Origin of the sequence: Aerococcus sp. NPDC058936 (genome assembly GCF_042741995.1) — a bacterium.
GTDB lineage: Bacteria > Bacillota > Bacilli > Lactobacillales > Aerococcaceae > Aerococcus.
Genome location: NZ_JBHYKZ010000006.1, coordinates 37,637 through 51,221 on the forward strand (window position 1 = coordinate 37,637; position 13,585 = coordinate 51,221).

Consider the following 13,585-nt stretch of genomic DNA (forward strand, 5'->3'; position numbering starts at 1 on the left):
TTATAAAATGGGAAAAATGAATTTAGTAGGTATTTTAGGTTTAGGTATTTTTGGTTCTACAATCGCTAAAGAATTATCCGAAAGCGGCGTTGAAATCATCGCTTGTGATCTAGATGAAAAAAATGTAAACCGTTTAGATGGTTACTTATCAGTTGGTTCAGTTGGTGACTTTACTGATATAGAATATATGCGAAACCTTGGCTTTGGCCAATGTGATGCGATTGTTATTTCTACAGGTACCAACCTTGAAGCTTCTGTATTAGGTGTTATTAATGCAAAAGAATTAGGTATCAACCACATCATCTGTAAGGTTAAAAATAAAACAAATCGTAAAGTTTTAGAAGCGCTAGGTGTAGATACCATTGTACAACCAGAAAAAGAATCCGGTGTTCAAATTGCGCGTCGTATGAATCATAATACAATTGAAGAAGTCATTAATTTAGACGATAAAACTTCACTTGTCGAATTCCGTGCGCCAGAAGAATGGGTTGGCAAATCATTAACTTCACTAAATACACGACAACGCTATGACATCAATATCATAGGTATTCGCAAACGTCGCCGTGAAGCATTAACTACAACATTTCCTGCTGACTATATCATCCAAGCCGATGATATCTATGTCGCTATTGCTAATACTGATAAATTTGAAAAAGCTGACTATTTACGTGAAATTCGTTAATAGTCCCTATACAACTTTTAGGTTGGGGCGCAGGCCTCAGCCTTTTTTATTACCAAGAATCTAGCAAAAGTATCCACAATCTCCACAAGACACAAACTTGATTTATCAACCTTTTAGCAAAAAAGGTAACCGATCCACCAACTTATCCCCATTATCCACAGATACATTCACAATTCACAAAGCCTATACCACAATGTTTTAACCAGTATCATGAACTTGCCCACAATTCACCCACCTTATCCACACGATTGTGGATAAAATGTGGGGATAAGTAAAAAATTCCCCCCCAGAATAGGATTAATATTTTATCTAGCAATCATGTTATCTTTAACACACAATAAAACTAACTTCATTAAGCAAAAAGTAAACCAGGTTCACCTCTTCTCCATTATGTAAAAGATGTTTCCCTCAGTTGATAGCTGCTTTAAAACACCATCCCCAACTTACGGCTAGAGTAACAAGATGCACTGACATTACAAGTGACACCTGTTTCAAATTGTTGAACCAGTTGTAAGTATTTAACGATAACTATTACACAGCAAGAATCATCAAGAACGAGCGGCAAAGAAAAAGCCCAACCCGATTATAGGTTGAGCTTAGTTGCATATATATCGACTATTGTTAGATAGTAGAAATATTTAAAACGAGATATGCCCTGAGGCTGAAGCTTACCTACCATACCTTAGCAATGTGAATCCAGGGTGTGGCTTACCTATGACCTATATCAGTTCGTGGGTCTTAGACCTTACACAATAAATAGTCAGACAAAGTATAATTAGACCTTGACTCATTTCTTATCCACTGCTCTTTAGGGCAATGATCGATAAAGCGTAAGTAGCAGGCTTACAGTATCTCTTTATCTTTTATATCTTTAAAAAGTTAGATCTTTTACTTTCTAGCTTACTGTACTTGAATTTTGTGGTTGCAATTGTACTGTCGCTGTTTGTAATTCACCATTACGGTAGAAAGATACTTCCACACTTGCATCAGATTCTTGTTGGTACAAGACTTGACGCAATGACGCTGAGTCAGTCACTGCTTCACCAGCAAATTCTACAACAACATCATCCGCTTGCAAGCCTGCAGCTTCAGCACCTGAACCAGCCACAACTTCTGCGATGTAGACACCACCTTCAACATCATCCGGTAATTGTAGGTTTTGAGATTGGTAATCTAATGAAACGCGGTTTAAGTCAACCATAGATACACCCAACTCAGGTCGAACGATTTCACCATTTGCCTCAAGTTCAGTAATAATAGTTTGGACTTGAGATGCTGGAATAGCAAAGCCCATACCTTCTACTTGGTCACTTGATACCTTCATCGAGTTGATCCCAATCACTTGTCCAGCAGCATTTAGTAAAGCACCACCAGAGTTACCTGGGTTAATCGCCGCATCTGTTTGGATAACATTAGCCACCCAGTCAGATGTACCATCACCGTTAATATCAACAGCTACAGAACGGTCTAAACCAGAGATAATCCCTTGCGTTACAGTTGTCGCATACTCAGAACCTAAAGGTGAACCAATTGCAATCGCAGGTTCCCCTACTTTCAAGCTATCAGAATCCCCAAATTCAGCAACTGTTGTCACAACATCTGAAGAAATCTTCAATACCGCTAAGTCAGTCCATGGATCAGAACCAACCACTTCAGCCTCAACTTGGGTACCATCAGCCATAATAATATTAATCGCATCTGCCCCGTCAATTACGTGGTTATTAGTGACAACATAAGCAGTGTCCCCATCAACCTTGTAGACAACACCTGAACCCTCAGAAGAAGTTTCTAATTCTGAAGACTCTGTTGTAGATTCGTCTTGAGTTGGTGAAGTAAATCCGAATAAGTCATACGTTGAAACCGACTCTGTCATGTTCACAACAGAAACAACTGAATCTTGTACATTCGCTACAGTTTCAGAAACATCCGTAGTCACATCAAGTGAAGTCGATTGGACTGAAGAAGCAGTATTATCAGCTTGCGCACTAGCAACTGCCTCATCTACAATCGATTGCACTTCTTCTGTTGAAATCTGATCATCCGTATCATTGGCAGTAGTCACAGCATAGCCCACACCAGAAATTAACACAGCAGCAACTGCACCACCAATTAAGCCTGATTGTAAGGCGGTCAATTTACGTTCTTTCTTTTCAGGCCTATGTGGTTCATTTGGGTTTTTAATTGGTTCATCATTTTGGTTATCCACTGATGACTGGTCATTTAAATTATTTGGATCATTTGACTGAGACATTTGCTCATCTCCCTCGATTTTTTTATATTAGACTCTTAACACTTTGATTATAGTAGGTATATTTGAATTGTTTATGACTTTTTACAGGCGATTCTATAAATATTTTTAAAATTTATAAGGTAAACAAGCTTGTTGGCTTGTCTGGATTGGTATCATATACTTCAAATTGCTCATGAACACCAAGATCAGCCTGAACCATTTTGGATACACATGTTTGATGTGCAATCGACTTCATATTATTTTCTTTAGATAAATGGCCTAGGTAGATACGTTTGGTTTTATCCCCAATCATATCAATCATGGCTTGAGCACCGGCATCGTTTGATAAATGGCCCTCATCACCAAGGATACGTTGTTTTAAAGACCATGGATAAGCACCCATCCGCAACATATCCAAATCATGGTTGGACTCGATTAAATAACCATCTGAATTCTTCAACAAGCCAATTAACCGGTCACTCACATAACCAGTATCCGTTAAAATCGTAAACTGGCGGTTATCCTTTTGAAAGGCATAAAACTGCGGTTCAGCAGCATCATGACTCACACCATAAGACACAATATCCACATCGCCTAAAGTTAGTATATCACCTTGCTCCATGACATGCTGTTTTTCTACTGGGATAACCCCAACCTTACTCCCAATTGCTTGCCAGGTCGCCTCATTAGCATAGACATTTAAATCGTACTTACGCGCTAGAACCCCCATCCCCTTGATATGGTCTGAATGTTCATGCGTAATAAATAAACTATCAATCTCATTGATATCGCGGTTAATGCCGGCTAACAATTCCTTCATCTTTTTCCCACTAAATCCTGCGTCCACTAAAATCTTCCGCTTAGGGGTTTCAATATAAGTAGCGTTTCCGCTAGAGCTACTGCCGAGCATGGAAACACGCATTGTAAAATCATTTTGTGCAGTCTCCATGATTGCCTCCTTCTAGATCTAAATACTGTTATTTTTTAATTTATTATTCTTCATCTTGTCACCGACTATTCAGGACGTCATCATCCGAAACTTCCTCAGCCTGTGGTTGCCACTTCAATTTCCCTAACTGTAAATGGTCAATCGCTTGTGCCGAACCCATCAAAGGTAACTGGACAACCTGCGCCTCTTGTTCCAGCGCCTTAGCAACCTTCACATTAGACCCTGCCACCCAAGCATATAAATATTGATGGTCCAACCATTCTGCAGATTGACGACCCCAAGCATCCGGATTCATTAACTGGCTGCCGATGCCCTTCAAATAGCCCTGCCACAGCTTGAATAGGGATACTCCTTTTTCACTCCGCATTGGTAAGACATTTCTTTGTAAAAGGGCAACCAAAGCTACGCTGGCAACCAGCAATAACAAAGCCCATACATTTAAAGTTTGCAGCTGCAATTGCCAGTAAATCACGAAACCTGTTCCAAATAACCATGCTACCATATAAAGGGTTAGAATAGCCATGTAAACTTGATTCATTTTACTATAAACACCGTCTTTAGTTAAGGGTTGTTTAGCTACTTGGTTAATCTTACGGACTAATTTTCGGCCAAAGCGTGACAGCATCGTTACCTTGCCCGTATTGTTAAAGACTAAGTCATTTAAAGAAACCACATCACGACTGGATTGGGTATTTTTTTGGAGCCTCGTTAATAATAATTGACCTGCTGGGTGGTTGACTTCCTGTTTCAAGGTCGATACTTGAATATCCGCTAATTGACCACGTTTATTAACTTCAAAATGCGCCGCCAAAACTTTTGCTTCAATCATCTCTAAGACTAACAAGACAATCTTTTGATGGTCCGAATACCCTTTGCCCATTAACCGAGCCACTGTTTGCGGACCGTAAGCATTGGGTTGACTCGCCATAAAGTCTTTCTTATTCGTCACCGCAATCACAATTTGGCGCTTCTTCATGTATAAATAAATGGTATAAGCAAAAATTAAGACAAATAAAGTCCCCGCCACAGCCCAGATTTGCATGGTTTGCCGTTTTTGTAAACTAGTCGCTGCTTCTTGGCTAGCCTGCATACTTTCAATAGTAGATTGGCCTTCAGAATTCGCCCCGACCTTTTGGTTATCAGGTAGAATGGACACTGGCATATACATTTGAAGGGCCACGCTTTCATCAGCTTTTAAGTTATCCACTGTGATTGTAAATGATTTTCTATCTTCAGCCCATTGCAAATCCGTTCTGCCAGGAACTGAAATGATTAAATCAGATTGGTCTTCCGGAACGGCTTGCGGGAATGTGACAGTTAAAGTGGCTTGATCGACGTCATAGGGTAATGCTAGAAAGCTGTTCTTTAAAATTGACCACTCTGAATAATTGGTCCAGGCATCTGAAATCGTCGCTGAAACCTGGGTAATATGTGGTGCATCCGTCACCGTATTATAGATGGTGATGTCCGCCGCTTGATCATTGGCAGTAGAAACCGTAAAAGTCCCCACTTCATTTGAATCACTCTCCACAAAAGTGAAATAAGCATCCGCCGACACACTCTTCATATCCACGCCAAGACTGGCCAACTTGCTCATATCCGTCAGGGCAATCCTGTGGTTAAATTCCTCAACCGTCCCCTTCACATCAAAACCAATCGTCTCCTCTTGTTGCATGGTCCCATCAGCTTGCACATTCACAGTCGCCGTATATTCACTCACCGACACCTCCGCTTGTACGCCAGTCTTATCCCCCTCAAAAAGGAACATCGCCACTAAGCTGACTAGGATAATCGTAAACTGGTGCCAGCGGTCACTGACGTTTTCTTGATAATTTTGAAACATGAATCGTCCTCTTTCCAATTATTGGGTCATAATTGCCCCATTGATACCATCTACAAATACACGCTGCGTCGTCCCTTCATTCGTGCGAATCAATAGGGTCCACACTGGATGGTAGAGTGTCATTTCATCAAGCACTAGGGTCACCCGGTATGATAAGAATGAACGCACAATCGTTGATTCTTCTGGAATACTGTTGTTTAAATAGGCATTTTCAAGGGCTTGTTGTTCACTAATGACCGTCCGTTCCTCACCTTGAGTCGCCGTACCACCAACAATCGTCTGGTCATAGGCGTAGACTGCAAAATCATCATTCACCTGGAACACAATTTCCCCAGTCCCATCCGCAATCACTGCACCCGATGCCGTTTCTTGCATGTAAGTGACCCTACCTGCATTCTTATCATAGCTAATAAACCGATATTGGCTTCCTTGATAAATTTCACTATTGATAAATTGATTCAAGCTAGTTAAGGCAGAATCAGAAAGTTCTCCTGCTGGTGTTTCACTAGTAACCCCTTCCAATTGAATGGGCGTATTAATCTGTCCTAAAATTTGATTGGCATTTACTTCAACACTTTGCGTGTCTTCTGTGACAGCTAACACATCGTCTTCATCTAAGGTAGTATTTAAGGTCCTAATAAAAGGAATCCGCAAAATCTCATCTGAAATCTCATCATATTGAATATCATTGGCTTTAAATTCTTTCACAATATCCACTGACTGATTTTCAATCGCTTGATTCGATGTCCACACATACTTACTCATAAAAATATTCATCAGAAATACATCTAAAATCAGGAAAGCTAGAATAAAAATGATTTCTACTTTTTTAAAATTCATTGCTAGCTCTCCTCCTCGTCACTATCTGATAATGGCGGGTTCAAAAATTGAGAATAATCATTTTCGTCTACATCAGAAGAAAAAGATTCCGAGATACTTTCGTTTAACTGAGTCTTCACTTCTTCCTCACTCACCTGTTGGCCTAGATTGTCAAAATAAAGAGATAAATCAACGACCTCACCAGATTCAGTATACGTAGTCTGCAGTGATGGATACTGACTCATGTCAATTAAATCTTCAAGCATAAACCACTTACTACCAATTTGAATATGCCAAGAAGGGATTAATTCTACTAGGCGGCTCGTTTCAGGATTCTGTACCCAACGATAGCCTAAGACCAATTCCGAAATGTCCTCATTAGGATAACCTGCATTATTCAGTAAATCCAAAGCGTCCGCACCTGACATCACCGTATAAGATTCTGATAAATCAGTCACCTGAGTTTGAATAGTCAAAGCAGACATATAAATATTTTGAATGGTATCACCAGACATGGCAAACTGTGCTTTTGAGACGTAATTATTCCCAAAAACCGGCAGTGAATTCACATACTTACGATAAGTGATCATCTCTCTTCCATCGTCACCATTAGCTTCTGCATACAACCATGATGTTTGGTCAGCTAAAATATCCGCCATGGCAGCTGATGTGACCTCAATTTGTTGGTTTAAATTCGTTTCTTCCGCTTCCGTATTATCTTGTAACAAGAATACTTCAAAAGTTTCCATATTGATCGTTAACTGACGACCTTCTGTATAATAGCGTGAAATATTATTCATTGAATAGTCATGAATATCTTCTGGTGTTTCAAAGAAATGATTCAAGAAGTAAGTTGTTGGTTGACGCTCTTGTAAATAAGTGAACCGTTCAATTTCTTGTGCATCTTTTGATATATAAGACACTCCATTGGCTAGGGTAACTGGCAAAACTGGTTGCATTAAGTCTTCATATGAAGATAAATAATCATGGACTTCGGCCATTACATCATCTACATTATCTGAAATAGTCAACGAATAGGCCGTATCAGTCACATCATTCAATAGATAGACTTCATTGGTTTCCATAATATAAATATAAGAAGTGATTACAATTTCCTGTAATTCTTCAGGCAGTCTAGACGTATCTGCAATTAACAAGTTAATCGGTGTTTCATTGTTCAATTTATCTTCAATATAGGGTTGAGTTTGGACGTAGTTGCGAATATTATAGGCAGAATCTTCTTCGTTTTCACTATCATAGTCAAATCCTGCGGCAACATGTTTTAGCTCTTTCACTGCTGACATATTATCGATTGCTACGTATTCATCCACCTCACTATGTAAAATTAAGGTCTGTGACGCTGTAATTTCAACTTCTTCAGTCGAATTTCCGTCTGTTGTTTCATTAGAAATCGCCATGTTATTCAATTCAGTAGTGGTTTCCCCATTATTTTCTTGACCATCCTGACTAAACAAGGCATTTAAGGCACTAGGCCCATAGAGGTTGCTGACTGAAGCAGCAACCGATACAAGTGCTAGTATGACAAGTATCGCATGAAGGATCCAATTCCATTTATTCTGCTTCATCGGCCCATTCATCCTCCCCAGCCCAATCATCACTATCAAACTCCTCAAATGGAAGTGAGATAAAGAATGTCGTTCCTTTGTTTTCAATTGAATTTACCCAAATTGTCCCGTTATGCAATTCAATTTCTTCTTTTGCGATAGATAAACCTAACCCACTACCACCTTGAGCACGTGAACGCGCCTTATCTACCCGGTAGAAACGGTCAAATAAATGTGGAATAGATTCTTGAGGGATACCTAACCCTTGGTCTTGAATACTTAAAACCAGTTGGTTATGTGTAGACATTAAACGCACATAGATTGTCCCACCATCTGGCGAGTATTTAATAGCGTTATTCATAATATTATCGATAACTTGAATTAACTTATCTTGGTCAATTTCTACCCAGACCTCTTCTTCCATTAATTCACGTTTAATAATATAATTTTTACCTTCATAATTTTCCGATTGAAGCATCATGTCAAAACGATCTAAGATATGATTCACCAAGTCTTTGAAAATAATCAACTCTCGGTTAATCACCTGTTGCTTGGCGTCCATTCTAGAAAGATGTAGTAAGTCTGAAATCATCCGAATCATACGATCAGTTTCAGTTTGAATAACATTCAAGAATTCTACCGCTACTTTTTCATCTTTAATGGCCCCGTCTACCAATGCTTCACTGTAAGAACGCACACTCGTTAGTGGTGTACGCAACTCGTGAGAAATATTTGAAACGAATTGCTTACGGTCACGTTCAATTTTTTCATGTTCCGTAATATCCGTTAATACCCAAACCAAACCGGAAATAAAGCCAGATTCTCGTTGAATAACTGAATACTCAGCGCGAATAATTGTTTCCCCATCATCATTTGCATAATTTAATAGGATAGATTCATGTTGGTCAAATAACTCTCTAAATGAGAAACGGTCAGAAAGGTCTAGGGCTTCAATAATAGATTCCCCAATCACTTCTTCTTGTGTCTTATTCAAAATACTCAATGACCGGTCATTTATAATGGTAATTTTTCCGCGTCGGTCGGTGGCGATAACCCCATCCGTCATATGACGCAGGACTGAATCCAATCGTTGCCGCTCTGCTTCTGTTAGATCTTGTGCATCCCCCACACGAACAGATAGGTAATTGATAGATTCTGCCAACTGCCCAATCTCATCTTCTGAATTGATATCCAAAGTAGTTGAATAGTTTCCTTCAGCAATTTGCTTGGTTTGATCGCGCATTTTTTGTAGCGGATTGATGATCTGACTAGAGATTAACACCGCTAATCCTGTCGTAAACACAAGTGAAATACCTGATGCAATTAAGAATAGAGACATAATATTTTGAATCTGACTATAGATAGTCTCTAGATTTGCAGTCACATTTAAAATACCAATCATGGCACCTGAAGATGCTGTAGAAAAAATTGGTGTCACAAATTTTTTGATGCGGATTTCTTGATTGGAATCATAGCCTGACGTTTCACTACGAATACCTGTATATAACGTTTCTTCTATATCCTCATCCACGGTTCTTTGCCCAATATAGGCTTGCGAAGTGGGGTTTGAAGTAGCTAATAAGAAACCATTGCTATCGAATAATTGAATTTCTAATACACTATCATTATTAAAACGACGCAAGATTGAATTCACCTGCGTCTCTTTCTCATCCTCATTCAAATCTTCATCTTCCATCACCGTCTGAATATTATCAATGATAAACGTGGTCTGACTCGTTACTTGGTCATCAAAAGACGTTAACATTTCCGTTTCTAGTGAACGAATAAAATACGCTCCGACAATTTGGAGCGAAATTAGCAGCGTTAATATAAAAATAACAGGTATTTTAAAATGGATAGATTTGAAAAAAGGAATCCCAGATTTCTTCCTTGTTTTTGGCATGACTGACCTCTATTCTTGGGTTGGAATTTTAAGGAAATACCCAACGCCCCGTCTAGTGATTAAAATCTTAGGATGACTTGGATTTTCTTCGATTTTTTCGCGTAACCGTCTAACAGTCACATCCACTGTACGAACGTCACCAAAATAATCGTAACCCCAAACCGTTTGAAGCAAGTGCTCCCTGGTCATTACTTGGTTAATATGTTGTGAAAGATAATGTAGCAACTCAAACTCACGGTGTGTTAATTCAACATCTTCCCCATTTTTAGAAGCAATATACTCATCCTCATGGATCAATAAATCGCCAATTTCAATAATATTGTCTTTCTCCGTCACCTCATCAGCTGCTACTGGTTCAGAAACTACCGCAGTACGTCGGATATTGGCTTTTACGCGTGCCATTAACTCACGGTTTGAGAATGGTTTGGTCACGTAATCGTCCGCCCCTAATTCAAGCCCCAATACCTTATCAATTTCACTATCTTTAGCCGTTAGCATAATGATTGGCACTTGGCTGTCTTTACGAATTTGACGGCAGACTTCTAGCCCGTCAATTTTTGGTAACATCAAATCTAAGACCACTAGGTCGGGTTGGAATGATACGAATTTTTCTAAAGCTTGTTGCCCATCATAGGCAGTGTCTATTTCATAACCTTCGTTTTTTAAGTTGAAGGATATAATATCTGAGATTGGTTTCTCATCGTCGACGATTAATATTTTTTTCATTTATTTGCTCTCCTTGATTGTGAACATCCGATCTTGGAAATTTAGCTAGAACTTATCACCTTATTTTAACACCTTTAGATGGAATTGCCAATAATGCCTACAAAAGGGCTTTCATAGCTATTGACATACACTTTTGATACCAAATTTTTCTAATAAAAAAAGGCCGAGGGGGGTAATCATCTCGACCTTTTCTATTTCATATTTAAAAGATTGCTTAGTTATAAGCAGCCATACTTACAGCAAATGATGGTGCCCAGTATGGGTTGATTGATTCTGAGTGAACTGTTTCTCCGGGACGTTGTGAATGGATGTATTGTCCATTACCTAATGAAATCGCTACGTGGTATGGAGAACCATATGAACCCCAGAAAATTAAGTCGCCTGGTTGTGCAGATGAAACTGAGATTCTTGGACCAGCGTATTGTTGTTCACCAGTGTAGCTACCAACGTTTACGCCGTAAGTTTGTTTGTAAACATAGTTTACGAAACCTGAACAGTCAAAACCTGATGGTGTTTTACCACCCCATACATAAGGTACACCCACTTGTGCGTACGCATTGTTTAATAATGCTGTTACGTTACCAGTCTGCGCTTGAGCCGCTGCTTCTGCTTCAGCTTGTGCTGCTGCCTCTGCTTCCGCCGCCGCTTGTGCTTGAGCTGCTGCCTCTGCTTCCGCCGCTGCTTGTGCGTCTGCTGCCGCTTGTGCTTGAGCTGCTGCCTCTGCTTCCGCCGCTGCTTGTGCTTGAGCTGCTGCCTCTGCTTCGGCTGCCGCTTGCGCTGCTGCTTCTGCGTCTGCTTGCTCTTGAGCCGCTGCTTCTGCTTCAGCTGCCGATTGTGCGTCTGCTGCTGCTTGCGCTTCTTCTTCGGCTGCTAGTGCTTCTTCAGCCGCAACTTGTGCTTCGATTTCTGCGTCAGCAGTTTCAGTTTCTTCTACTGTATTTGCAACTGGTGCTACTTCAGCAACTACTTCTGTTTCTTCTAATACTGGTGCTACTTCAGCAACTGCCTCAGTCTCTTCTACTGCTGGTGCTTCTTCAACAGCAGGTGTTGCAGCTAAGCCAGGAATAGCTAATGATTGACCTACTAAGATCAAGTCAGATGTTAAGTTGTTTTGTGCACGTAATTCAGACGCTGAAACGCCAAATTGACCTGCAATTTTGTTGATAGAGTCGCCAGCAACTACAGTGTAGTTACCATTTTCGTCTGCTACATAGTTGTTAACAGTTGCTTCTACTACTGGAGTAGCTTCTACTTCTGTTTCAACTGTTTCTTCAGCTACAGAAGCTGTTTGTTCTACTGTTGTTTCCTGAGCTACTTCACCTTGAACTTTTAATTGTTGACCAACTAAAATCAAGTCACCTGAAATACCATTTAAATCACGTAAGTTTTGTGCTGTTGTATCAAAATCTGCAGCGATTTTGTTTAAAGTATCGCCTGCAACAACTGTATATACGTTAGTTGCATCTGCTACACGTTTAGTGCTTGCTACTACTGGCGCATCAACAGTTGGAATATTTAAAGCGTGACCTGCGATAATTAAATCTTGGTTATCAATTGTGTTCACTTCTAATAAGTCAGCGATTGATAAATCAAATTTACGTGAAATAGCAGTTAAAGTATCTCCCGTTTCAATTGTATATACTTCGTCTGCTGAAACATTAGTGGTTGCAAAGGCTGCTAAAGCCGCTGACGTCGCTAACGATGTCCCTACCATTCTTTTTACTGAAAACTTCATTAAATTTCTACCCCCTGAAATTTCTAATTACAATAGCTATTATATACAAGCAAACTGCAATTTTCCGTAACAATCAGGTTACAAATCATTTACTCTTTCTTACGCAAATCCTTATTTTTACGCTACATTTCGCTAATAAATTTCACCTTATTTGAACTAAGATCACAAAAATATTATTTAAAAACTTTAAAAAAGGTTAATAAATCAATCTTTTAAGAAATTCTTAAATTCAAATTAAAGATTTCTATTTTAAATATAAACGCCATATCTCTGTAACAATAATGTAATATTAGATGCAATAAATGTTAAAAAACCTCTTTAAAGTAGTATCGATATCTCATCAACACGCTTCAAAGAGGCACTATTCAAATAAATTTTCCTAAAATAAACCAAATATAATCACGATTGCACCCGGTACATTATTCAAGAAATGAATAAAGATGGCATCATTAATATTTTTCTTCCGCCAGTAAGCCATGAAACAACCTGCCCCAATTCCGGCATAAATAATGAAAGAAATGATGTTTCCAGAAAGATGCATACTTGAAAAGAAGATTGAAGAGATGATAATAGCTGCAGTGAAGAAACTATCCTTAAACATCCCTTTACTAATCATACCGCGGAAAATGATTTCCTCCATCACTGGGGCCATAGTAATCACGGTTAAGCCCAGGTTTAAGGCCACTAGGATATTGCTATTACTACCTAGCAAACCAAAAATCATATCATCATTTACTGTCGTCTCTACGCCGTACATACTAGCCATAATGAGTGACATAATTATCTTAAAGGCTAAAACACCTGCGAAAATGGCTAAGTCCTTTAGAATATCATCCCAAGTTAAACCCACAACGTTTTCTGGATTTTGCTTTTGGTATCGGCGATAAAACCAATAGCTCACAGCAAACATATAAACAATACTTAAAATACCCAATATCGTTAACCAGGTATTATCCAAATAGCTAGCAAACATGACGTATAATTGAGGAACCGAAACCATTAAAGTATAAGCAATCATCCACAAAACAACCTTAGCCGCGCCAACTATCCAACCCGTCCACTTCTGTCTAGTTGGATTTTGGTAATAAGCATCCGTATTTCGATTCTTCCTTTTCCCCATATAATACCCCTAA

The 13,585-nt window shown here is 39.2% G+C and carries 10 protein-coding genes; 1 reads left to right on the top strand and 9 read right to left on the bottom strand.

Features of this window, described 5'->3' with window-relative positions; translation table 11 throughout:
• Nucleotides 1–7: 7 nt before the first annotated feature.
• Nucleotides 8–682, top strand: coding sequence for a potassium channel family protein (locus ACFW0C_RS05875; RefSeq protein ID WP_378106183.1), 675 nt, complete (start codon nt 8–10; stop codon nt 680–682).
• Between the two features lie 895 nt (nt 683–1,577).
• On the opposite strand, the gene ACFW0C_RS05880 is transcribed toward ACFW0C_RS05875, so the two are convergent.
• The 9 genes from ACFW0C_RS05880 to ACFW0C_RS05920 form a co-directional block, all read right to left on the bottom strand.
• A complete protein-coding gene (locus tag ACFW0C_RS05880; protein ID WP_378106185.1) occupies nt 1,578–2,933 on the bottom strand; it encodes a S1C family serine protease in 1,356 nt (451 codons plus the stop codon).
• A 112-nt stretch (nt 2,934–3,045) separates the two neighbouring features.
• Nucleotides 3,046–3,861, bottom strand: coding sequence for an MBL fold metallo-hydrolase (locus tag ACFW0C_RS05885; RefSeq protein WP_378106187.1), 816 nt, complete (start codon nt 3,859–3,861; stop codon nt 3,046–3,048).
• Nucleotides 3,862–3,919: 58 nt separating this feature from the next.
• Nucleotides 3,920–5,704 (bottom strand): DUF2207 domain-containing protein, encoded by a 1,785-nt coding sequence (locus ACFW0C_RS05890; RefSeq protein ID WP_378106188.1) that lies wholly within the window; start codon nt 5,702–5,704, stop codon nt 3,920–3,922.
• Nucleotides 5,705–5,722: 18 nt separating this feature from the next.
• A complete protein-coding gene (locus ACFW0C_RS05895) occupies nt 5,723–6,544 on the bottom strand; it encodes a two-component system regulatory protein YycI (RefSeq protein WP_378106190.1) in 822 nt (273 codons plus the stop codon).
• Nucleotides 6,545–6,546: 2 nt separating this feature from the next.
• A complete protein-coding gene (locus ACFW0C_RS05900; RefSeq protein WP_378106192.1) occupies nt 6,547–8,109 on the bottom strand; it encodes a hypothetical protein in 1,563 nt (520 codons plus the stop codon).
• Nucleotides 8,096–9,991 (bottom strand): cell wall metabolism sensor histidine kinase WalK, encoded by a 1,896-nt coding sequence (walK, locus tag ACFW0C_RS05905; RefSeq protein WP_378106194.1) that lies wholly within the window; start codon nt 9,989–9,991, stop codon nt 8,096–8,098. The genes ACFW0C_RS05900 and walK overlap by 14 nt, the downstream gene beginning before the upstream one ends.
• Nucleotides 9,992–10,000: 9 nt before the next feature.
• The gene (gene yycF / locus ACFW0C_RS05910; RefSeq protein ID WP_378106196.1) at nt 10,001–10,717 is read right to left on the bottom strand and encodes a response regulator YycF; all 717 of its coding nucleotides are present in this window, start codon (nt 10,715–10,717) and stop codon (nt 10,001–10,003) included.
• Nucleotides 10,718–10,931: 214 nt separating this feature from the next.
• On the bottom strand, nt 10,932–12,452 hold the full coding sequence (locus ACFW0C_RS05915) for a LysM peptidoglycan-binding domain-containing protein (RefSeq protein ID WP_378106197.1): 1,521 nt from the start codon (nt 12,450–12,452) through the stop codon (nt 10,932–10,934).
• A 379-nt stretch (nt 12,453–12,831) separates the two neighbouring features.
• Nucleotides 12,832–13,572 (bottom strand): type II CAAX prenyl endopeptidase Rce1 family protein, encoded by a 741-nt coding sequence (locus ACFW0C_RS05920; protein WP_378106198.1) that lies wholly within the window; start codon nt 13,570–13,572, stop codon nt 12,832–12,834.
• Between the last annotated feature and the right edge of the window lie 13 nt (nt 13,573–13,585).

Coding starts and splice junctions, on each gene's coding strand:
- ACFW0C_RS05875 (WP_378106183.1), top strand. CDS start 8: ATGGGAAAAATGAATTTAGTAGGTATTTTAGGTTTAGGTATTTTTGGT.
- walK (WP_378106194.1), bottom strand. CDS start 9,991: ATGCCAAAAACAAGGAAGAAATCTGGGATTCCTTTTTTCAAATCTATC.
- ACFW0C_RS05885 (WP_378106187.1), bottom strand. CDS start 3,861: ATGGAGACTGCACAAAATGATTTTACAATGCGTGTTTCCATGCTCGGC.
- ACFW0C_RS05880 (WP_378106185.1), bottom strand. CDS start 2,933: ATGTCTCAGTCAAATGATCCAAATAATTTAAATGACCAGTCATCAGTG.
- ACFW0C_RS05920 (WP_378106198.1), bottom strand. CDS start 13,572: ATGGGGAAAAGGAAGAATCGAAATACGGATGCTTATTACCAAAATCCA.
- ACFW0C_RS05895 (WP_378106190.1), bottom strand. CDS start 6,544: ATGAATTTTAAAAAAGTAGAAATCATTTTTATTCTAGCTTTCCTGATT.
- ACFW0C_RS05890 (WP_378106188.1), bottom strand. CDS start 5,704: ATGTTTCAAAATTATCAAGAAAACGTCAGTGACCGCTGGCACCAGTTT.
- ACFW0C_RS05900 (WP_378106192.1), bottom strand. CDS start 8,109: ATGAAGCAGAATAAATGGAATTGGATCCTTCATGCGATACTTGTCATA.
- yycF (WP_378106196.1), bottom strand. CDS start 10,717: ATGAAAAAAATATTAATCGTCGACGATGAGAAACCAATCTCAGATATT.
- ACFW0C_RS05915 (WP_378106197.1), bottom strand. CDS start 12,452: ATGAAGTTTTCAGTAAAAAGAATGGTAGGGACATCGTTAGCGACGTCA.